Here is a 20,820-nt window from a genome sequence, read left to right on the forward strand (position 1 = left end):
AGATGAACATAGAACAATTTCAATCTATGCTAGAAGAGAAGGGGATCACCCTCTCTTCTAGACAGTTAGAGCAGTTCGAAATCTACTTCGAAACATTAGTAGAGTGGAATGAAAAAATGAATTTAACGGCTATTACGGAGAAAGAAGAAGTATATTTAAAACACTTTTTTGATTCCATTACAGCTGCCTTTTATTATGATTTTTCAAAACCATTCTCAATTTGTGATGTTGGCGCAGGAGCTGGATTCCCAAGTATTCCTTTAAAAATCTGTTTCCCGCACTTAAAAGTGACAATTGTAGACTCATTGCAAAAGCGCATTAATTTCCTAAATCATTTAGCACAAAAGTTAGAATTAAGTGACGTTGCGTTTTGTCATGATCGTGCTGAAACATTTGGGAAAAAAGAAGGTGTACGTGAATCGTACGATATTGTAATGGCACGTGCAGTTGCGCGTCTTTCGGTATTGAGTGAGTTATGTTTACCACTTGTAAAAGTTGGAGGAACATTCATTGCAATGAAAGGTGCTGCAGCAAACGAAGAAATTGAAAATGGCAAGTATGCTTTAGAGGTGCTAGGCGGGGATCTAAAAGAAATGTCTACGTTCCAATTACCGTTTGAAGAAAGTGAACGTAATATTTTATTAATCGAGAAAAAGCGCAAGACACCAAAGAAATATCCACGCAAACCGGGAACACCCAATAAATTACCTATTGAAAAATAAATCTTATTAGACGTAAGATTAAATTATATAAATGAAAACGTAAATGTTTCATAGGAAACATTTTATGGAGAATAGTCAATAGGCCTAAAAGGTGGTGGAATATGTATGAAAAATACGTTTTCTCGTTTATTTGGCTTTGGAGATAAAGAGAGCGAATTCGAATTACAAGACGAAAGCCATGAAGAAATAGATAAAAAGGTATATGAAGAAATACAAGAAATTCCGATAGTAAATATTACCCCTAACCGTTATCAACCACGAACAGTTTTTGATGATGCGCGTATTGAGGAGCTAGCATTAACGATTCGTACACATGGACTTATTCAGCCAATTGTTGTGAGGCAATATGAGGATGACAAGTACGAGATTATTGCTGGGGAAAGACGTTTCCGTGCGGCAACAAAGTTAGGGTGGGAAAAGGTTCCTGCAATTATAAAAAACTTAAATGATACAGAGACAGCTTCTGTAGCTTTAATTGAAAACTTGCAACGTGAGGAACTAACAGCAATCGAGGAAGCTGTGGCATATCAAAAGCTAATTGAGTTACATAATTTAACACAAGAAGCATTGGCACAACGACTTGGAAAAGGACAATCCACAATCGCAAATAAGTTGCGATTGTTAAAGTTGCCTGAAGAAATAAAAAGTGCGTTATTAGAAAAAAGCATTACAGAAAGACATGCTCGCGCGCTCATTCCTTTAAAAAATGAGGAATTACAACTGAAGGTTTTACAGGAAATTGTGGAGAAACAGTTGAATGTAAAGCAAACAGAGGAACGAATTGCGAAATTACTAGAGGAAGCAAAACCGAAGCGTAAGGCAAAGCAAAAAGCAGTAAGTCGAGATACGAGAATCGCCATGAATACAATTAGGCAGTCATTACAAATGGTTGCTGACAGTGGTTTAAATGTTAATTCTGAGGAAGAAGAATTTGATGAGTACTATCAAATTACAATTAAAATTCCAAAGAAAAAATAATAATGGCGTGTTAGAGACCTTATCCTATTGGATAGGTCTCTTTTACTATATTTTCTTGCTGGATGAAGAAGGAGTTTACAAATAAATTTTGAAGTTTAATAAGGACGTAAAAGAAAAACTTTTATTTCATGTTACAATAAACGTAATTGTTACTAGAATAAGATAGAAAGGTTGAAAGTAGGTGACATCATGGGAAAAATCATTGCTATTGCCAATCAAAAAGGTGGCGTTGGGAAAACAACCACATCTGTTAATTTAGGGGCTGGATTGGCACAAGTAGGTAAAAAGGTCCTTCTTGTAGATATTGATGCTCAAGGAAATGCAACGACTGGTGTGGGAATTGAAAAATCCGAATTAGATCAATGTATTTACAATGTTCTTGTGGAAGATGCAGATGTTCAAGGGGTTATACGTAAAACCGCAACTGAAAACTTAGATGTTCTACCCGCTACAATTCAATTGGCAGGTGCTGAAATTGAATTGGTACCGACTATTTCCCGGGAAGTACGTTTACAAAGGGCATTACAGCCAGTTCGTGATGAATATGACTATATTATTATCGACTGTCCCCCGTCCTTAGGGTTATTAACGATTAATGCATTAACCGCAGCAGATTCTGTTATTATTCCTGTTCAATGCGAGTATTACGCACTAGAAGGATTAAGTCAGCTATTAAATACAGTTCGACTTGTGCAAAAGCACTTAAATAAAAATCTAGCAATTCAAGGCGTATTGCTAACAATGTTGGATGCCCGTACGAATTTAGGGATTCAGGTTATAGATGAAGTGAAAAAATATTTTAGAGATAAAGTATACCGTTCGATTATTCCTCGTAATGTTCGTTTAAGTGAGGCACCAAGTCATGGGAAACCAATTATGCAGTATGACGCTAAATCAAGAGGGGCAGAAGTATATATAGATTTAGCAGAGGAAGTGATTGCAGGTGGCTAAAGGATTAGGAAGAGGAATCAATGTGTTTTTTCCTGATTTAGATGTGAAAGAAGAAGAGACAATTCAGGAGATTGCGATAACTGAATTAAGACCGAATCCATATCAACCACGTAAACACTTTAATAAAGAGGCGATTCAAGAATTGTCGGCTTCTATTAAAGAGCATGGCATACTGCAACCATTAATTGCTAGGAAGAGTATTAAAGGATATGAAATCGTTGCAGGTGAAAGAAGATATCGTGCTGCCAAAGAGGCGGGGCTCGAAAAGGTACCTGCTGTTGTAAGACAATTAAACGAGCAGCAAATGATGGAGTTTGCATTGCTTGAAAACTTACAACGAGAAGATTTAAATCCAATGGAAGAAGCAATGGCATATCAAATGTTAATGAATGAGCTAAATATAACGCAAGAACAATTAGCAAAACGTCTTGGTAAGAGCAGACCTTACATTGCAAACTATACGCGGTTATTAAGCCTCCCTTCTTTTGTGCAAGATATGATTGCAAATGGCCAACTTTCAATGGCTCATGGGAGAACTTTGCTTACGATAAAAGATGAAGAACAATTAAAATCTTTATTAAAGCGAATTGAAAAAGAAGGATTAAATGTTCGTCAGTTAGAGAAAATTGTCCAGGAGATTAATCAACGCGTTTCACGTGAAACAAAACAAGTGAAAAAAGAGAGAAATATATTTTTTGTAGAGCGCGAAACGTTCTTAAGAGAAAAGTTTGGTACAGATGTGAAGATTAAAGAAACGAAAAAAGAAAAAGGTAAAATCGAAATTGAATTTTTTAATAAAGAAGATTTAAATCGTATTTTAGAATTATTAGCACGGAAAAATTAAAAAGCAAACCATCTTATTATTTATAGATGGTTTGCTTTTTTTAATACAGATAATTTTTGGTCTGTTTCTTTTATACTTTGTGCAATTACATCAGCCATTTTCATGACTAAACTTAATCTTGTATTTTGCAGGACGAAAAACTCCATAAAACCATTTAGATTTACGATGCCGTGAATATGTAAATCACCAACTGCAGGTAACTTTTTATTCATTGCAGCTCCAGGTTTGCTAGGCCCCATTCCGGTAGTGATGGAACCGATACTTTGAGACTTTCCTAAACAGGCATCGACCGCAATTATAAACGAAGCAGGATTATCTTTCTGTATATTCTGAATTTTTTCTTCTAAATTTAGCGCATGTACTGGCTCATCTAGTGTGCCAAACACTTGGAAGTTTTTAATTCCTACTTGTTCTAGTTTCGTACCGACTAACGGACCGAGTGCATCGCCTGTAGAACGATCTGTTCCAATACAAACGAGAATAATTGGTATATTTATTTTAATAGGGATATGGGAAAGTAGGAAGTTACTAATTGTCTCGGAGGCTTCTACGTCTTGGTGCATAACATTTTGAGTTTCTTTTTCGAAAAAGGGTAAGCGAAAACTTCCAATATTCATGAAGCATCCATCCTTTTAATAAATTTTCAAAATATGTTATAAGGTAAATAAAATGGAAAACTATAAGTGCGTACTTCTTGTAAAACTTGAGTGAAAACGGAAATAATAGTACTAGTATATATATATTCGTTCCATTTTATACCTGCATGGCAGTTAACAAATACAATTAAAGTCATAAAAATTTTTCAGAAACCAGGGTGACTTCTGATACAATGAGAAGGATAATTAAAAAGAAATTTTAGTTGGAGAGGTAGAGGTACATGGATTTAGCGTTGAAATGGTTTGAGTCCATTGATTGGACGAATATAGGTGTGAAATCACTAAAAATAGTCGTTATTTTAATACTTGGTGCAATTATTGTGCGAGTTGCTCGTGCAATTGTACGAAATGCGTTTCGTATGGGAAGCCGTTCGCCAATTCAAATTTCAGAACGTCGTACAGTTACAGTAGCGAAGTTACTTGAAAATATTGTGGCATACGTTGTTATGTTCATTATGTTAATTGCGATTTTGGGTGTGTTTAATATTAATGCATCTGGTCTACTAGCGGGTGCTGGGGTAATTGGTTTAGCAGTCGGATTTGGTGCTCAAAGTTTAGTGAAAGATGTTATTACGGGGTTATTTATCTTGCTAGAAGATCAATTTTCGGTAGGTGACTATGTGAAAATTGGTCAGTTTGAAGGTGTCGTTCTAGAAATTGGACTTCGTACAACAAAAGTAAAGAGTTGGACAGGTGAAATTCATACTTTACCAAACGGAAGTATCATTCAGGTTACGAACTATTCAGTTAGTAATAGTGTAGCATTTGTTGATGTATCGATTTCGTATGAGGCTGATATAGCGAAAGCGGAGCAAGTAATTGAAGAGTTATTAGAAGAATTACCTGCACAGTATACCCAAATGGTAGCAAGGCCTCAGTTATTAGGTGTGCAAACATTGGCTGCATCAGAAGTTATATTACGTGTTATTGCGGAAGTGGAGCCGATGCAACATGCGGTTGTTGCAAGAGCCCTTCGTAAAGAAATTAAAAATCGTCTAGATTTACATGGAATTGAAATTCCATATCCACGTATGGTTTTATATAATCGTGAAGAATTGGTGAGTGGAAAAGCAATTTAGTATGGAGAGGGGTTTGGAGAATGGAGCAAAAGCAGTATAACTTGTACGATGTTGTGGAAATGAAGAAAGCCCACCCATGTGGTGAGAATCGCTGGAAGATTATTCGTATGGGAATGGATATCCGCATTAAGTGCGAGGGATGTGACCATTCAGTAATGATTCCTCGAAGAGAATTTGATCGTAAGGTGAAAAAAATACTTGTGAAGCACGAAGAATAGAGAAAAAGTAACAGTTGCAATGGGGTAGCTGTTACTTTTTTCGTTTGGAGGAAACTTGTCATTTTTTTCGTTACTATCTATAATGATGAAAGATTGAGACATAGGAGTGAAAAATATGGGATTAACGGCTGGGATTGTTGGATTACCTAACGTAGGGAAGTCAACTTTATTTAATGCAATTACACAAGCAGGAGCAGAATCTGCAAACTATCCATTCTGTACAATTGATCCAAACGTAGGGATTGTAGAAGTACCAGATGAGCGTTTAAATAAATTAACGGAATTAGTAGAACCGAAAAAAACTGTTCCGACTGTATTTGAGTTTACTGATATTGCAGGTATCGTAAAAGGTGCTAGTAAAGGTGAAGGTTTAGGAAATAAATTCTTATCTCACATTCGCCAAGTAGATGCAATTTGCCAAGTTGTTCGTTGTTTTGAAGACGAAAATATTACACACGTTTCAGGGAAAGTAGATCCGATCGATGATATCGAAACAATCAACTTAGAGCTAATTTTAGCGGATTTAGAATCTGTTGATAAACGTATCGAACGTGTTGCGAAATTAGCAAGACAAAAAGATAAAGAAGCAGTATATGAGCATGAAATTTTAGTTCGCTTAAAAGAAGCTTTTGAAGAGGGCAAACCAGCTCGTACTGTTGAATTCACAGAAGAGCAAATGAAGATTGTTAAAGGCCTTCATTTACTTACAACAAAAGAAATGTTATACGTAGCAAACGTAAGTGAGGACGATATTATCGACCCTTCTGAAAATAAATACGTACAAATGGTAAAAGAATTTGCTGCAAATGAAAATTCTCAAGTAATCGTTGTATGTGCAAAAATCGAAGAAGAAATCGCTGAGCTAGACGAGGAAGAGAAAAAAGTATTCCTTGAAGAACTAGGTATTGAAGAATCTGGTTTAGATCAATTAATTCGTGCTGCGTATGATTTATTAGGACTTGCTACTTACTTCACAGCTGGTGTGCAAGAAGTGCGTGCATGGACGTTCAAACAAGGTATGAAAGCACCACAATGTGCGGGCGTAATTCATACAGACTTTGAGCGTGGATTTATTCGTGCGGAAACAGTTTCTTACGAAGACTTAATGACAAACGGTTCTATGACAGCTGCAAAAGAAGCTGGTAAAGTTCGTTTAGAAGGAAAAGAGTATATCGTAAAAGACGGAGACGTTATGCACTTCCGATTCAACGTTTAATTTAATATTTCCTAGGAAAAATAAAGATATGAGCTTGGCAAATATATTATGTGTTTGCCAAGTTTTTTATGCATGGGTGAGTTGATTCATCTAACTTACTATGATATAATCTAAACTCGTGAGTAATTACTATAAATTAATTGCTCCTTGCCCATTATGGGCCGTTTAGACCAAAAGGAGGTGAAAGTGTAATGAGAAAGTACGAAATTATGTACATCATTCGTCCTGGCGTTGAAGAAGAAGCTCAAAAAGCTTTAGTTGAACGTTTCGCAGGTGTTTTAACAAACAATGGTGCAGAAATCATTAACACGAAAGAGTGGGGTAAGCGTCGTTTAGCTTACGAAATCAACGACTTACGTGAAGGTTTCTACATGATCTTAAACGTGAACTCTAACGCAGAAGCGATTAATGAATTCGACCGTTTAGCTAAGATCAACGAAGACATCCTTCGTCATATCGTTGTTAAAGAAGAAGAAAAATAATTGATATATAAGGGAGAGTGGTTCGATTGATGAATCGTGTTATCCTCGTTGGTCGTTTAACTAAGGACCCTGACTTACGTTACACGCCCAATGGTGTTGCAGTAGCTACTTTTACGTTAGCTGTGAATCGCGCATTTGCGAATCAACAAGGTGAGCGTGAAGCTGACTTTATTAATTGTGTAATATGGCGTAAACAAGCAGAAAACGTAGCGAATTATTTGAAAAAAGGTAGCTTAGCAGGCGTAGATGGACGTCTTCAAACTCGTAATTACGATGGACAAGATGGTAAACGTGTATATGTAACAGAAGTTCTTGCGGAAAGCGTACAATTTTTAGAGCCGCGTAATGGCGGTGGGGAGCAACGTGGTTCATTTAATCAGCAACCATCAGGAGCTGGTTTCGGTAACCAAAGCTCTAACCCATTTGGTCAATCTAGTAATTCAGGCAACCAAGGTAACCAAGGGAACTCTGGATTTACGAAGAATGACGATCCATTTTCAAATGTAGGTCAACCGATCGACATTTCCGACGACGATTTACCGTTCTAATACAGTAAATTAGTTAGTTTTAACAAAGAATGGAGGGAATAGACATGGCAGGACGCAAAGGTGGACGTGCGAAGCGTCGTAAGGTGTGTTTCTTCACATCTAACGGCATCACTCGCATTGACTATAAAGATGTTGATTTATTAAAACGTTTCGTTTCTGAGCGTGGTAAAATTTTACCTCGTCGTGTAACAGGAACAAGCGCAAAATACCAACGCAAACTTACAGTTGCAATTAAACGTGCTCGTCAAATGGCACTTTTACCATATGTTGGTGAATAATAGCGTATGAAATGCACAGTAGAGTCGGACTCTACTGTGCATTTTGCTATGCTTTTCTTTTTTGAAAGAGAGGTTAGATGATGAAGAATACGAAATTTATTACTGAGGGTGCAGCACTGTTAGCAATATATGCAATGTTATTGCTTATATCTATGTATGTTCCGATTTTGGGTACAGTTGTAACGTTTGCGTTACCATTGCCATTTATATTGCTAACGATAAGATATAGATTATCTAACGCCTTTGTAATTTTTACGGCGGCACTTTTTATTACTGTTATTGTCAGTCAACCGATGAACCTAGTAAAGACAACTATGTTTGGATTGATAGGTATCATTTTAGGATATATGTATAAAAAACGAAAAAAGCCGGTAGAAATTTTGATGGCGGGGACGCTTGCGTACTTAATTGGTATTATGCTCATTTATGTTGCGAGTATAAAGTTTTTTAACATAGATTTAATGAAGCAAATGCAAAATATGTTTAATGAAAGTATGGCGCAAAGTGAAAAGATAGTTAATGCTGCGGGTATGCCTATTAGTGAAGAACAAAAAGAGTTATTTACACAATTTAATGATGTGTTACAAACTTTATTCCCAAGTTTACTTGTAATGGTCTCGGTATGTTTGTCTTGGATTACAGTCATGATATCGGGTAGTGTTTTGCGAAAACTAAAGCATGACGTTATGCCCTGGCCTAAATTTAAAGATATACAATTACCAAAGAGTATTGTTTGGTATTACGTTATATTTATTTTGCTATCAACTTTTATAAAAGTAGAACCGACATCATATTTACATATGGTATTTTCTAACCTATATGTCATATTTGCTTTACTACTAGTACTGCAAGGTCTGACATTTATCGCTTTTATAGCGCATAGTAAAGGTTTTACGAAAGGGGTTCCTATTATTAGTTTTATTGTCTGCATGTTTATTCCGATGCTGTTTCCTCTTGTGACAATCTTAGGTATAATTGATTTAGGGATTTCATTGCGTTCTAAAATAGGAGGATAAAGTAATATTCCTTATACTATTTTAATCTGTTTAACTAACTGTAAGGTGAGTTAGTTTTACTTTATAGGAGTTGTATACATGCCTGAATTTTATAAGAAACAGTGGTTTTTATATCCTGTTTACGTATTGGCATTTTTCGTGTTTGTGCTCATTTCAATCCTCTGTTATTTTCATTTAATGATGGGGATAGCCGCCTTTTTTATCTTTTGTATTGTACTTTTTGTTGTTGTACGATTTGAACTTACCTTTCAAAAGAACTTTGAAAAACATACGACAGAGATGATTACAAGGGTAAAGAAAGTGAGTAATGAGGCATTTAACCAAATGCCGATTGGTATTTTGTTATACAATAAGGATTATGGGATTGATTGGGCGAATCCTTATTTATCTTCATGCCTAGGACAGCATGCATTAGCTGGATGGCACCTTTATGATGTATCAGAAACGTTACTTCTTTTTATTAAGGGAGAAACTTCCGATGATATAGTCTCTTTAAATAACCGAAAGTTTCGCGTTTTTGTAAGGAAAGAAGAAAAGTTAATTTATTTCTTTGATGTAACGGAACAAACAGAGATTGAAAAGATGTACGAGGATCAACGGACTGTTTTAGCTGTCATTTATTTAGATAATTATGATGAAGTTACACAAGGGTTAGATGATCAATTACGTACGAATATAACAAGTCTTGTAACGTCACGACTAAATGAATGGGCCGTTAAGTATGGGGCATATTTAAAACGTGCATCTTCAGAAAGATTCTTCGTTGTACTAAATGAAAGTATTTTAGCACAAATGGAGAAAGGGAAATTTAGCATTTTAGATCAAGTGCGTGAAGAAACATCCAAAAGGAATATACCACTCACCTTAAGTGTAGGTGTTGGATCAGGTGATTTACCTTTATCAGAGCTTGGAGCAATGGCTCAGTCCGGTTTAGACCTTGCACTCGGCCGTGGTGGAGATCAAGTAGCTATTAAACAAGCGACAGGTAAAGTTAAGTTTTATGGTGGTAAGACAAATCCGGTTGAAAAACGTACTCGTGTACGTGCTAGAGTTATTTCGCATGCATTAAAGGATTTAGTATTAGAAAGTAGCAATGTCATTATAATGGGGCATAGAGCTCCTGATATGGACGCAATCGGTGCTGCGATTGGTATTTTAAAGGTAGCGCAATTAAATGAGCGCAAAGGATATATTGTGCTAGATGAAAATGATTCTGATAAGGGAATTAAGCGTTTAATGGATAAAGTGAAACAAAACGAAGAGTTATGGTCTCACTTTATTACACCAGGACAAGCGATGGAATTTGCAAATGATGATTCTTTACTTGTTGTTGTTGATACGCATAAACCTTCAATGGTGATGGAAGAAAAGCTGTTACACAAAATTGAAAATGTAGTTGTTATTGACCATCATCGCCGAGGAGAAGATTTTATTGAAGATCCATTGCTTGTTTACATGGAGCCATATGCTTCTTCCACGGCAGAACTTGTTACAGAATTACTTGAATACCAACCGAAAAATTTAAAAATGACAATGTTAGAAGCGACAGCATTGTTAGCGGGTATTATTGTTGATACGAAAAGCTTTACATTCCGGACGGGTGCTCGTACGTTTGATGCCGCTTCTTATTTACGCTCACATGGTGCAGATACTGTACTTGTACAAGAGCTTTTAAAAGAAGATATGGATCAGTACCTACGGGTTGCAAAAGCTATTAAAAATGCGTACATTTATACAAATGGAATTGCGATTGCAAAAGTGGATAGTGATGATTACTACGATCAGGTGCTTATTGCGCAATCAGCGGACACATTATTAACAATGACAGGAATTATTGCATCATTTGTTATTGCAAAACGTGGCGAGAATTTTATTGGAATTAGCGGCAGGTCTTTAGGTGAAGTGAATGTGCAGCTAATTATGGAGAATTTAGGCGGTGGCGGGCATTTAACGAATGCAGCGACACAAATGAAAAATGTTACAGTAGATGAAGCTGAGGAGAAGCTTCGATTTGTTATTGATGACTATTTACAGGGAGGCACACAATCATGAAAGTAATTTTTCTAAAAGACGTAAAAGGTAAAGGGAAAAAAGGGGAAGTAAAAAACGTACCAGATGGCTATGCAAATAACTTCTTACTAAAACAAGGATTAGCTGCTGAGGCGACAAATAGCAGTATGAAAACTTTAGAAGCTCAAAAACGCAAAGAAGAAAAAGATGCAGAAGCAGAGCTTGAAAGTGCAAAAGAGTTAAAAGAAACGTTAGAGAAATTAACTGTAGAAGTAAAGGCTAAATCTGGAGAAGGTGGCCGTCTATTTGGTTCAATCACAAGTAAACAAATCGTAGATGCAATGCAAAAATCACACAAGATTAAACTTGATAAGCGTAAATTTGAAATGGATGATGCAATTCGTGCATTAGGCTATACAAACGTTACTGTGAAATTGCATCCGCAAGTAACAGCAACAGTAAAAGTTCATGTTAGTGAACAATAAAAATAAGTTGAGCAAGGAGGATTGCGTATGAGTGATGTAATGGCTGATCGTACCCCTCCGCATAATATAGAGGCTGAGCAGGCTGTTTTAGGGGCCATATTAATTGATCAAGATGCATTAACGGCAGCATCGGAATTATTGGTGCCTGACTCATTTTATCGAACGAAACATCAAAAGATTTTTGAAGTCATGCTTGGGTTATCTGATAAGGGAGAACCGATTGACTTAGTAATAATGACATCAGCAATGGCTGATCAAGGGTTATTAGAAGAAGTTGGTGGGGTTTCTTACTTAGCAGAACTAGCAGAAGTCGTTCCAACTGCTGCTAACGTAGAATATTATGCACGAATCATCGCTGAAAAGGCGCTCTTACGTCGTTTGATTCGAACGGCGACTCATATCGTGTCTGATGGGTATGAGAGAGAAGATGATGTGGATGGCCTTTTAAATGAGGCTGAGAAAAAAATATTAGAAGTATCTCACCAAACGAATGCAAAAGCATTCCAAAACATTAAAGATGTTCTTGTAGATGCTTACGATAAAATTGAACTTTTGCATAATCAAAAAGGTGAAGTTACTGGGATACCAACTGGATTTACTGAATTAGATAAGATGACCGCAGGTTTCCAGCGAAATGATTTAATCATCGTAGCGGCACGTCCATCAGTAGGGAAAACTGCATTTTCATTAAATATCGCACAAAACGTAGCGACGAAAACGGATGAAAATGTAGCGATTTTTAGTCTTGAGATGGGTTCTGATCAGCTTGTTATGCGTATGCTTTGTGCAGAAGGAAATATCGATGCACAAAGACTTCGTACCGGTTCATTAACTTCTGATGATTGGGCGAAATTAACGATGGCGATGGGTAGTCTTTCTAATGCCGGCATCTATATTGATGATACACCAGGGATTAAAGTAAATGAGATTCGAGCGAAATGTCGCAGATTAAAACAAGAACAAGGTCTTGGGATGGTTTTGATTGACTATTTGCAGCTTATTCAAGGAAGCGGGAAATCAGGAGAAAACCGTCAGCAGGAAGTATCTGAGATCTCTCGTACATTAAAAGGGATTGCGCGTGAATTGCAAGTGCCTGTTATTGCCTTGTCACAGTTATCTCGTGGTGTAGAATCTCGTCAAGATAAACGTCCGATGATGTCTGATATTCGTGAATCGGGAAGTATTGAGCAGGATGCTGATATTGTAGCCTTCTTATATCGTGAGGATTACTATGACCGAGAAACGGAAAATAAAAATACGATTGAAATTATTATTGCAAAGCAGCGTAACGGTCCTGTAGGCTCAGTAGAGCTTGCATTCGTTAAAGAGTTCAATAAGTTCGTTAACTTAGAACGTCGCTTCGAGGATGGACATGCGCCGCCTGCATAAAGATAGTATAAAAAAGAAACGCATTTCTTATAATAAGATGTGTTTCTTTTTTTTTTATAGGAAAGATAAGGCTTTCATAATGTAAAAATATAATTCTTACGAACGAAAATGTTTTTTTATAAAAAAATGTTCGCTTTTTGGTTGACTTCTTTTTCGGTTTTGGTACAATTATATTGTTTGAATAGATCGTTTGAAAATCGCGGAGGTGCTTTAATAATGTCTTCAGTAGTAGTTGTAGGAACACAATGGGGCGACGAAGGAAAAGGTAAAATCACTGATTTTCTTTCTGAGCATGCGGAAGTAGTTGCAAGATATCAAGGTGGAAATAACGCGGGACATACAATTGTTTTCGGCGGAGTTAAATATAAATTACACTTAATTCCATCTGGTATTTTCTATAAAGAGAAAATTTGTGTAATCGGAAATGGCTTAGTAGTAGATCCGAAAGCATTACTTGAAGAGTTAAAATACTTACACGATCGTGGTGTAAGTACTGATAATTTACGTGTAAGTAACCGTGCGCACGTTATTTTACCTTATCACTTAAAACAAGATGAGTTAGAAGAAGCAAGTAAAGGTGATAACAAAATCGGTACAACGAAAAAAGGTATCGGTCCTGCATATATGGATAAAGCTGCTCGTATTGGTATTCGTATGGCTGATCTTTTAGACCGTGAAGCATTTAAAGAAAAGCTTGAGCGCAATTTAGTAGAAAAAAATCGTTTATTTGAAAAAATGTACGATACAGAAGGTTTCAGTGTAGAAGAAATCTTCGAGGAGTACTTCGAGTACGGACAACAAATCGCACAATATGTATGTGATACGTCTGTTGTATTAAATGATGCACTAGATAACAATCACCGTGTATTATTTGAAGGTGCACAAGGTGTTATGCTTGATATCGACCACGGTACGTACCCGTTCGTTACATCGTCTAACCCGATTGCTGGTGGTGTAACAGTTGGAACTGGAGTTGGTCCTGCGAAAGTTACTCGCGTTGTAGGTGTATGTAAAGCATATACAAGCCGCGTAGGTGATGGTCCGTTCCCTACTGAGCTTAATGATGAAATTGGTCATCAAATTCGTGAAGTTGGTCGTGAGTATGGAACGACAACTGGTCGTCCACGCCGCGTAGGTTGGTTCGATAGCGTTGTTGTAAGACATGCACGTCGTGTTAGTGGTTTAACAGATCTATCATTAAATTCTATCGACGTTCTAACAGGTATTCCGACTCTTAAAATTTGTGTTGCTTACAAATACAATGGCGAAGTTATCGATGAAGTTCCAGCAAACTTAAACATTTTAGCAAAATGTGAGCCTGTATACGAAGAGCTTTCAGGTTGGACAGAAGATATTACTGGTGTAAAATCATTAGACGAGCTTCCTGAAAATGCAAGAAAATACGTAGAACGTGTTTCTGAGTTAACAGGAATTCAATTATCTATGTTCTCAGTTGGACCAGATCGTAACCAAACAAATATCGTTCGTAACGTATACGAAGCTTAATTGATATTTTTGAGAAAAAACTCATGTCCGCATGAGTTTTTTCTTATCTTTTATAAAAAAATGAAAAAAGGTATTGCAAAAAATAAAGAAAACATGTTATGATACATCTTGTCGTCACGAAAATATGACGTTGGTGAGTATGAGCCATTAGCTCAGTTGGTAGAGCATCTGACTTTTAATCAGAGGGTCGAAGGTTCGAATCCTTCATGGCTCACCATTTTATTTTTCGTGGCCCGTTGGTCAAGTGGTTAAGACACCGCCCTTTCACGGCGGTAACACGGGTTCGAATCCCGTACGGGTCATGTTTTTTTTATGTTCATTTTTGGTCCCGTGGTGTAGTGGTTAACATGCCTGCCTGTCACGCAGGAGATCGCCGGTTCGACCCCGGTCGGGACCGCCACTTTTGTTTATACCACCATTAGTGGTTTTATATATAGTTTTGGCTCGGTAGCTCAGTCGGTAGAGCAGAGGACTGAAAATCCTCGTGTCGGCGGTTCGATTCCGTCCCGAGCCACTCTCAGGATATTAAGTGGGCCCACTTAATATCCTTTTTATTTGTGTAATTTTACAAAATTGAGTAGTTATTTTAAAATAGAATGAGGAGCCTCTAGCAGTTGAAGCTAGAGGTTTTTCTATAGATCGTATAGGATTCCGTGTAAAAGTGGATCATACATGAGTCTGTGAGAATAGAGGAGAAAGTACTTAAGCAAAAGATGCGGTCATATAGGGACATACTATGTAGACATCAATGTGTTTAGGGATATTGACCATATTTTTACCCGCTATTTACCGGGCAGTAAGCCCCACCTTAAAATTCAACGAAAGCAAAGAAGTTAGGTGTGGGATCAACTTCCCGTAAAAGCCCGATTAGTGAGGGCTAATAATCAGTGGATGATGAAGAAAACACCCACTGATTAAAGTTTCACTTTATAAGGAGGAAATAGACGATGATGGGAAAGAAAATTTTAGTAGTTGATGATGAAAAGCCGATTGCGGATATTTTGAAGTTCAACCTAGAAAAAGAAGGTTTTGAAATTGTAATGGCGCATGACGGTGATGAAGCGATTGAAAAAGCGAATGAAGAGCAGCCAGATATGGTTTTATTAGATATTATGCTACCAGGTAAGGATGGCTTAGAGGTTTGTCGTGAAATACGTAAAAGCTCAGAAATGCCGATTATTATGCTTACAGCAAAGGATTCTGAAATTGATAAAGTATTAGGGCTTGAGCTTGGTGCAGATGATTATGTAACGAAGCCATTTAGTACGAGGGAATTACTTGCTCGTGTGAAGGCGAATTTACGCCGCCATCAACAAGGTGGTGCTGCAGAAAAAGAAGAAAATACGGAAATGGTTATTGGACCAATTGTTATCAATCCAAATGCGTATAGTGTAACGAAACGTGAGGAAAATATTGAACTTACACATCGTGAATTTGAGCTACTACATTATTTAGCAAAACATTTAGGTCAAGTTATGACTCGCGAACATTTATTGCAAACGGTTTGGGGTTATGACTATTTTGGAGATGTACGTACAGTGGATGTAACAGTACGTCGTTTACGTGAAAAAATTGAAGATAATCCGAGTCATCCTACTTTAATTGTAACTAGACGTGGAGTAGGGTATTACTTGCGTGACCCAGAGCAGGAATAGTATATGAAGAAAGTTGGTTTTTTTCAATCTATTCATTTAAAATTTGTACTCATATATATGCTATTAATATTAATAGCTATGCAAGTTATTGGGGTATATTTCGTAAGGGAATTAGAAAAGAGTCTTGTACAGGGCTTTAGAGATTCTTTAACGCAGCAAACGAACTTATTAGCGTATAACTTGAAACAAGAGTTTAAAAAAAGTCATACAAAAGCAGAAACAGAATCAACAGATGAAACGATTAAAACTTCAATTCGAAAATTTGCTTCTGATCGAAAGAAAGATATCCAAGAAGTAAGAGTATTTGATTCGAATAGAAAGTTACTTGCTATTTCAGATGAGTCAAAGCAAAACAAGGTAAATAGAACATCAACTGATATAGCTGTTCAGCGGGTATTGGTACAGAAAAAGCCAGAAGTGAAAATTGAGAAGGATGGTCGTACAGGCCATCGTGTACAAGTTATGATTACTCCTATTCTAGATGATAACGGCAAAGATGCACTTGGTGTTATTTACATTGTTGCATCTATGGAAGATGTTTATAAACAGATGAAGGATATTAATCAAATTTTTGCGACTGGAACCGTTATTGCATTACTCGTAACAGCTGTACTTGGAATTTTGTTAGCTCAAACGATTACGAGACCAATCTCAGATATGCGAAGACAAGCGATTGAAATGGCAAAAGGGAACTATTCAAGAAAAGTAAAAGTGCATAGCCATGATGAAATTGGACAATTAGCATTATCTTTCAATAATTTATCAAAAAAATTACAACAAGCTCGTTCTTCAACGGAAAGTGAGAGACGTAAATTATCATCCGTTTTATCACATATGACAGATGGAGTAATTGCTACTGACCGAAAAGGGGACATTATTTTATTAAATGATCCTGCGGAAAAGATGCTAAATGTTTCGCGTGAAACGGCGCTTGATCAATCTGTTTTAGAAGTATTAGGGATACAAGAGGAATTTACGCTTGATCATTTATACGAAGAGCCTGATTCTGTGTTATTAGATTTTAGTACGAGAAATGAACCATATATTTTACGTGCTAGTTTCTCTGTTATTCAAAAAGAGACAGGGAAAGCAAATGGTTTAATAGCCGTATTATATGACGTAACTGAGCAGGAGCGTATAGAAAGGGAACGCCGTGAGTTTGTAGCAAACGTTTCCCATGAATTAAGAACGCCATTAACAACGATGCGCAGTTACTTAGAGGCACTTACGGATGGCGCGTGGCAAGATCCGAATATTGCACCGCAATTTTTAACAGTTACACAAGAAGAAACAGAAAGAATGATTAGACTTGTAAATGCGTTATTGCAACTTTCTAAACTCGATAGTACAGAGCATCGTTTAATGAAAGAATGGGTCGACTTTACTGACTTCTTTAATAACATTATTGATCGTTTTGAAATGTCTAAAGAGCAAAACGTAAGTTTCAAACGATCTTTCTCTAAGAAATCCCGATTTATTGATATGGATACGGATAAAATTACGCAAGTTTTGTATAACATTATTTCGAATGCATTAAAGTATTCACCAGAAGGTGGAACAGTAACATATCGCTTACGTGATCGCGGGGAATTATTAGAGATTAGCGTAAGTGACCAAGGAATGGGTATTCCAAAAGAAAACGTCGATAAAATCTTTGAACGTTTTTATCGCGTAGATAAAGCACGTTCAAGACAAATGGGTGGTACAGGACTTGGATTAGCAATTGCGAAAGAAATGATTGAGGCACATGGTGGCTCGATTTGGGCGAAGAGTGAGGAAGGAAAAGGGACAACTATTTACTTCACATTGCCAATGGCAGCGGATGAAGAGGACGATTGGGAATGAGTATGGAAAATGTTAAAACGATAGTTTTAATTAATTTAGTTGTAATTAGTCTATTTCTTACTTTTAACTTATGGACGTATGTGCCAGATTCCACGTCTATGCAAAACGCAAAATTTGTGCAGGGTAATGAAGGAACTACTCAAACTAAAATCGCTGATGTTGTCCGTCCTACTTCTATCATCGTGCATAAAGATAAAAATCATTACGGGAGCAAAAGAGAGGGAGATATAGAATCAATCTATAAACCTTTGGAAGCAGGGGAATTATATGATTTCAAAGAGATATCGATTGCTAAAGCTGATTTCCTTTCTTATGTGCATGGTGAAGGGAAAATTGAACTTATTTTTCCTACCAACATTCCATTTGATGCCGTTAAATCTATGTTTAATATGAAAGGAAAAAGTATAGATAAACCTAAACATTTTAATCGAATTATTCTTGATCCGTCTAGAAGTAGAGATCAAGAAATTAAAATTAATTTTGTTTCTGATGGTGATAACTCTAGAATATATGAAGCAAAATTAAGTGGTGTGTATTTAAAAGATATTGTAAATGCACAAAATCAATTTATAGTATCGGCAAAACCTTATTTTGACTATCAAATTAATGATATGAAAAAGCTATTTTTACCAGATGGAACGACAGAATTAAGTAATATAACATATATTTCATCTAATTTAGCGGTGGATACATTTAAGAATGCCCTTTTTAGTGACCCACGTTATTTAAGCCCTATTACTGAGAAATCAAAAGAAACATTTACAGATGGTATTAGGTCCATGGAGATTGAAAACGATCAACATATGTTAAAGTATAAAAATTCTTCTGTTTCAAGTGAGAAAACGACAGATAATTTAATGCTTTTACAAAAAAGCTTTGATTTTGTAAATGGTCACAGTGGGAGTTTGGATTCATATCGTTTGGACTATATGAATAAAGGACAGACCGTATTCCGTTTACACGAAGATGGATACTCCGTATTCAATACAGATGGATTAGCTGAACTGAGACAAGTATGGGGATCAGAAGAAGTAATGGAATATGAAAGACCGTTGTTGTCTTTAAATACGAAAGGCATAGAACAGAAGGTTACTCTTCCATCAGGTCACGTTGTAATAGCATCCTTAGAAAATAATGACGCGGTAGATAAACGATTTATTAAAGACGTTGGTATTGGATACAAATTATCACTAGATGGGCAAGTGGCTCGACTACAGCCAATTTGGTATGTAAAGTTTGTTGAAGATGAAGCTGGCAAACAAAAAATATATGAGTGGAGTGAGGGAGGACTAAATGGATTGGGATCGGATTAAAACCATATTTATTGTGACCTTTTTTGTTTTGGACCTCTTTCTCATTTTTCAATTCATTCAAAAGCAAGATAGTAATCAATTGGAGCTTATTGCAGAAACAAAGATAGATCAAGAATTAAAAGCAAACAAAATTACTATGGGTAATTTCCCTAAAGAACCGAAAAAAGAGTCATTTATTAGGGCGGAAAACAAGGCATTTAAAGAAGAAGATGTACAGTCTTTAAAAAATCAAACAGCGCATATACAAAATATGTACAAGATAGAAAGTAAGCTAAAAGAGCCCTTTTTGAACACAAAATCATTATCCAAAGATAAGTATAGTGATTTTTTGAAGAACTATGTATTGGATGGACAAAAGTATGAGTATGGGGCGATGAAAGACTCTAAAATCTACTTCTTCCAAAAGTATAAAGATAAGCCTATTTTCTATAACGATCAGGCAATGATTGTTGTAGAATTAAATGAAAAAAATGAACTTGTGTCGTACACACAGACGATGCTAACTGATTTAAAAGAAATGGGCGAAAGTGAAAAAACGAAACAGCAAGAAATTATTACTGCTCAAACGGCTTTAGAGAATCTGTATTTAAAAAATAAAGTTCATGGGAATACACATGTAAAAGAAGCACAAATTGGTTATGCCACCCTTACCGCAGCTACTTCTAATAACCAAGTACTTGCTCCGACGTGGAATTTAAAAACGGAGCAGAAGCAGGACTTCTTTGTAAATGCAATTGAAGGACAAGTTATGGAATTAGGGGAAAGGGAAAATCAAGTGGTTGATGAACATACTGGAGTGAGAAAGAATGGGGTTGCATTTTAGCGTACTTGCAAGTGGAAGTACAGGGAATATGCTATATGTAGGAACAGATGAAAAAAAATTACTCGTCGATGCAGGTTTAAGTGGTAAAGCAACAGAGGCTTTATTTAAACAGGCAGAACTAAATATAAATGATGTATCAGGTATCCTTGTAACGCATGAACATAGTGACCATATTAAAGGGTTAGGTGTATTGGCACGTAAATATGATTTACCTGTTTATGCAAATGAGAAAACATGGAATGCAATGGAACATTTAATTGGAAATATCCCAACTGAGCAAAAATTTATTTTCTCAGTTGGGGATGTGAAAACATTCGGTGATATTGAGGTCGAGTCATTTGGTGTTTCTCATGATGCGGCAGAGCCGATGTTCTATGCTTTTCATAACAATAATAGAAAGTTAGCCCTTATTACAGATACGGGATACGTGAGTGACCGTATGAAAGGTGTTATTAAGGGTGCGAATGCTTTCGTGTTCGAAAGTAATCATGACGTGGAAATGCTTCGTATGGGACGTTATCCATGGAGTATTAAGCGACGTATTTTAAGTGATGTGGGGCACGTTTGTAATGAGGATGCTGCATTAGCGATGGCGGATGTCATTACAGATGAGACAAAACATATTTATTTAGCCCATTTAAGTTTAGATAATAACATGAAAGAACTAGCACGTATGTCAGTATCACAAGTATTAGAGGAAAAAGGATTTGGAGTGGGAGAAGCCTTCGAAATTCATGATACAGATCCGAAAATGCCTACAAAAATTCAATACGTATAATTCTTCATTTTAGTAAACAATAAAGGTG

21 protein-coding genes and 4 tRNA genes are annotated in these 20,820 nt (G+C 36.5%); 24 read left to right on the top strand and 1 reads right to left on the bottom strand.

Going from position 1 to position 20,820, the window contains the following annotated elements; genetic code table 11:
- Positions 1 to 2 precede the first annotated feature (2 nt).
- The 4 genes from rsmG (at position 3) to spo0J (ending at position 3,495) form a co-directional block, all read left to right on the top strand.
- Positions 3 to 722 (top strand): 16S rRNA (guanine(527)-N(7))-methyltransferase RsmG, encoded by a 720-nt coding sequence (gene rsmG, locus MR115_RS07175; RefSeq protein ID WP_001019622.1) that lies wholly within the window; start codon positions 3 to 5, stop codon positions 720 to 722.
- Positions 723 to 827: 105 nt separating this feature from the next.
- Positions 828 to 1,700 (top strand): nucleoid occlusion protein, encoded by an 873-nt coding sequence (noc, locus tag MR115_RS07180; RefSeq protein ID WP_000799026.1) that lies wholly within the window; start codon positions 828 to 830, stop codon positions 1,698 to 1,700.
- Between the two features lie 189 nt (positions 1,701 to 1,889).
- Positions 1,890 to 2,651, top strand: a complete 762-nt coding sequence (gene soj / locus MR115_RS07185; RefSeq protein WP_000516117.1) for a sporulation initiation inhibitor protein Soj — start codon at positions 1,890 to 1,892, stop codon at positions 2,649 to 2,651.
- Positions 2,644 to 3,495, top strand: coding sequence for a stage 0 sporulation protein Spo0J (gene spo0J, locus MR115_RS07190; protein ID WP_242240628.1), 852 nt, complete (start codon positions 2,644 to 2,646; stop codon positions 3,493 to 3,495). Before soj ends, spo0J begins: the two co-directional genes overlap by 8 nt.
- A gap of 20 nt (positions 3,496 to 3,515) precedes the next feature.
- Here the strand turns inward: spo0J and yyaC are convergent, their stop codons facing one another.
- Positions 3,516 to 4,112 (bottom strand): spore protease YyaC, encoded by a 597-nt coding sequence (gene yyaC / locus MR115_RS07195; protein ID WP_242240630.1) that lies wholly within the window; start codon positions 4,110 to 4,112, stop codon positions 3,516 to 3,518.
- Positions 4,113 to 4,372: 260 nt separating this feature from the next.
- On the opposite strand from yyaC, the gene MR115_RS07200 reads away from it, so the two are divergent.
- From MR115_RS07200 to MR115_RS07295, 20 genes are all read left to right on the top strand, one after another.
- The gene (locus MR115_RS07200; RefSeq protein WP_098273037.1) at positions 4,373 to 5,230 is read left to right on the top strand and encodes a mechanosensitive ion channel family protein; all 858 of its coding nucleotides are present in this window, start codon (positions 4,373 to 4,375) and stop codon (positions 5,228 to 5,230) included.
- Positions 5,231 to 5,250: 20 nt separating this feature from the next.
- Positions 5,251 to 5,448: a DUF951 domain-containing protein gene (locus MR115_RS07205; RefSeq protein ID WP_000436051.1), complete on the top strand. Its 198-nt coding sequence runs from the start codon at positions 5,251 to 5,253 to the stop codon at positions 5,446 to 5,448.
- A gap of 115 nt (positions 5,449 to 5,563) precedes the next feature.
- Entirely contained in the window at positions 5,564 to 6,664 is a 1,101-nt protein-coding gene (gene ychF / locus MR115_RS07210) for a redox-regulated ATPase YchF (RefSeq protein WP_000524656.1), read from the top strand.
- A 191-nt stretch (positions 6,665 to 6,855) separates the two neighbouring features.
- Positions 6,856 to 7,146, top strand: coding sequence for a 30S ribosomal protein S6 (gene rpsF / locus MR115_RS07215; protein WP_001233781.1), 291 nt, complete (start codon positions 6,856 to 6,858; stop codon positions 7,144 to 7,146).
- A 26-nt stretch (positions 7,147 to 7,172) separates the two neighbouring features.
- Entirely contained in the window at positions 7,173 to 7,694 is a 522-nt protein-coding gene (ssb, locus tag MR115_RS07220; protein WP_000981963.1) for a single-stranded DNA-binding protein, read from the top strand.
- 44 nt (positions 7,695 to 7,738) lie between these two features.
- Positions 7,739 to 7,972: a 30S ribosomal protein S18 gene (gene rpsR / locus MR115_RS07225; RefSeq protein WP_000918874.1), complete on the top strand. Its 234-nt coding sequence runs from the start codon at positions 7,739 to 7,741 to the stop codon at positions 7,970 to 7,972.
- Between the two features lie 80 nt (positions 7,973 to 8,052).
- Positions 8,053 to 8,988, top strand: a complete 936-nt coding sequence (locus tag MR115_RS07230; RefSeq protein ID WP_242240632.1) for a YybS family protein — start codon at positions 8,053 to 8,055, stop codon at positions 8,986 to 8,988.
- A gap of 78 nt (positions 8,989 to 9,066) precedes the next feature.
- Positions 9,067 to 11,040 (top strand): DHH family phosphoesterase, encoded by a 1,974-nt coding sequence (locus tag MR115_RS07235; protein WP_242240634.1) that lies wholly within the window; start codon positions 9,067 to 9,069, stop codon positions 11,038 to 11,040.
- Positions 11,037 to 11,483 carry a 50S ribosomal protein L9 gene (gene rplI / locus MR115_RS07240; protein ID WP_061679600.1) on the top strand — a complete coding sequence of 149 codons (447 nt, stop codon included), beginning with the start codon at positions 11,037 to 11,039 and terminating at the stop codon, positions 11,481 to 11,483. The genes MR115_RS07235 and rplI overlap by 4 nt, the downstream gene beginning before the upstream one ends.
- 27 nt (positions 11,484 to 11,510) lie before the next feature.
- On the top strand, positions 11,511 to 12,872 hold the full coding sequence (gene dnaB / locus MR115_RS07245) for a replicative DNA helicase (protein WP_061679601.1): 1,362 nt from the start codon (positions 11,511 to 11,513) through the stop codon (positions 12,870 to 12,872).
- A 216-nt stretch (positions 12,873 to 13,088) separates the two neighbouring features.
- Complete coding sequence (locus tag MR115_RS07250) at positions 13,089 to 14,378, top strand: adenylosuccinate synthase (protein ID WP_000100234.1); 1,290 nt, start codon at positions 13,089 to 13,091, stop codon at positions 14,376 to 14,378.
- 141 nt (positions 14,379 to 14,519) lie between these two features.
- Positions 14,520 to 14,595: transfer RNA gene (locus MR115_RS07255), tRNA-Lys, on the top strand.
- A gap of 13 nt (positions 14,596 to 14,608) precedes the next feature.
- Positions 14,609 to 14,680: transfer RNA gene (locus tag MR115_RS07260), tRNA-Glu, on the top strand.
- Between the two features lie 22 nt (positions 14,681 to 14,702).
- Positions 14,703 to 14,778, top strand: a tRNA-Asp gene (locus MR115_RS07265).
- 41 nt (positions 14,779 to 14,819) lie between these two features.
- A tRNA-Phe gene (locus MR115_RS07270) sits at positions 14,820 to 14,892 on the top strand.
- Between the two features lie 433 nt (positions 14,893 to 15,325).
- Positions 15,326 to 16,033, top strand: coding sequence for a cell wall metabolism DNA-binding response regulator WalR (gene walR, locus MR115_RS07275; RefSeq protein WP_000971865.1), 708 nt, complete (start codon positions 15,326 to 15,328; stop codon positions 16,031 to 16,033).
- 3 nt (positions 16,034 to 16,036) lie between these two features.
- The gene (gene walK / locus MR115_RS07280) at positions 16,037 to 17,878 is read left to right on the top strand and encodes a cell wall metabolism sensor histidine kinase WalK (protein ID WP_061680121.1); all 1,842 of its coding nucleotides are present in this window, start codon (positions 16,037 to 16,039) and stop codon (positions 17,876 to 17,878) included.
- Positions 17,875 to 19,191 (top strand): YycH family regulatory protein, encoded by a 1,317-nt coding sequence (locus tag MR115_RS07285; protein ID WP_242240636.1) that lies wholly within the window; start codon positions 17,875 to 17,877, stop codon positions 19,189 to 19,191. Before walK ends, MR115_RS07285 begins: the two co-directional genes overlap by 4 nt.
- Positions 19,172 to 20,014 (top strand): two-component system regulatory protein YycI, encoded by an 843-nt coding sequence (locus MR115_RS07290; protein WP_063262414.1) that lies wholly within the window; start codon positions 19,172 to 19,174, stop codon positions 20,012 to 20,014. The genes MR115_RS07285 and MR115_RS07290 overlap by 20 nt, the downstream gene beginning before the upstream one ends.
- Complete coding sequence (locus MR115_RS07295; protein WP_000522836.1) at positions 19,998 to 20,792, top strand: MBL fold metallo-hydrolase; 795 nt, start codon at positions 19,998 to 20,000, stop codon at positions 20,790 to 20,792. Before MR115_RS07290 ends, MR115_RS07295 begins: the two co-directional genes overlap by 17 nt.
- Positions 20,793 to 20,820: the final 28 nt, after the last annotated feature.

Source organism: Bacillus cereus group sp. BfR-BA-01309 (assembly GCF_022664315.1).
Classification (GTDB): Bacteria; Bacillota; Bacilli; order Bacillales; family Bacillaceae_G; genus Bacillus_A; species Bacillus_A mobilis.

Coding starts and splice junctions, on each gene's coding strand:
- rsmG (WP_001019622.1), top strand. CDS start 3: ATGAACATAGAACAATTTCAATCTATGCTAGAAGAGAAGGGGATCACC.
- noc (WP_000799026.1), top strand. CDS start 828: ATGAAAAATACGTTTTCTCGTTTATTTGGCTTTGGAGATAAAGAGAGC.
- soj (WP_000516117.1), top strand. CDS start 1,890: ATGGGAAAAATCATTGCTATTGCCAATCAAAAAGGTGGCGTTGGGAAA.
- yyaC (WP_242240630.1), bottom strand. CDS start 4,112: ATGAATATTGGAAGTTTTCGCTTACCCTTTTTCGAAAAAGAAACTCAA.
- MR115_RS07200 (WP_098273037.1), top strand. CDS start 4,373: ATGGATTTAGCGTTGAAATGGTTTGAGTCCATTGATTGGACGAATATA.
- MR115_RS07205 (WP_000436051.1), top strand. CDS start 5,251: ATGGAGCAAAAGCAGTATAACTTGTACGATGTTGTGGAAATGAAGAAA.
- ychF (WP_000524656.1), top strand. CDS start 5,564: ATGGGATTAACGGCTGGGATTGTTGGATTACCTAACGTAGGGAAGTCA.
- rpsF (WP_001233781.1), top strand. CDS start 6,856: ATGAGAAAGTACGAAATTATGTACATCATTCGTCCTGGCGTTGAAGAA.
- rpsR (WP_000918874.1), top strand. CDS start 7,739: ATGGCAGGACGCAAAGGTGGACGTGCGAAGCGTCGTAAGGTGTGTTTC.
- MR115_RS07230 (WP_242240632.1), top strand. CDS start 8,053: ATGAAGAATACGAAATTTATTACTGAGGGTGCAGCACTGTTAGCAATA.
- MR115_RS07235 (WP_242240634.1), top strand. CDS start 9,067: ATGCCTGAATTTTATAAGAAACAGTGGTTTTTATATCCTGTTTACGTA.
- rplI (WP_061679600.1), top strand. CDS start 11,037: ATGAAAGTAATTTTTCTAAAAGACGTAAAAGGTAAAGGGAAAAAAGGG.
- dnaB (WP_061679601.1), top strand. CDS start 11,511: ATGAGTGATGTAATGGCTGATCGTACCCCTCCGCATAATATAGAGGCT.
- MR115_RS07250 (WP_000100234.1), top strand. CDS start 13,089: ATGTCTTCAGTAGTAGTTGTAGGAACACAATGGGGCGACGAAGGAAAA.
- walR (WP_000971865.1), top strand. CDS start 15,326: ATGATGGGAAAGAAAATTTTAGTAGTTGATGATGAAAAGCCGATTGCG.
- walK (WP_061680121.1), top strand. CDS start 16,037: ATGAAGAAAGTTGGTTTTTTTCAATCTATTCATTTAAAATTTGTACTC.
- MR115_RS07285 (WP_242240636.1), top strand. CDS start 17,875: ATGAGTATGGAAAATGTTAAAACGATAGTTTTAATTAATTTAGTTGTA.
- MR115_RS07290 (WP_063262414.1), top strand. CDS start 19,172: ATGGATTGGGATCGGATTAAAACCATATTTATTGTGACCTTTTTTGTT.
- MR115_RS07295 (WP_000522836.1), top strand. CDS start 19,998: ATGGGGTTGCATTTTAGCGTACTTGCAAGTGGAAGTACAGGGAATATG.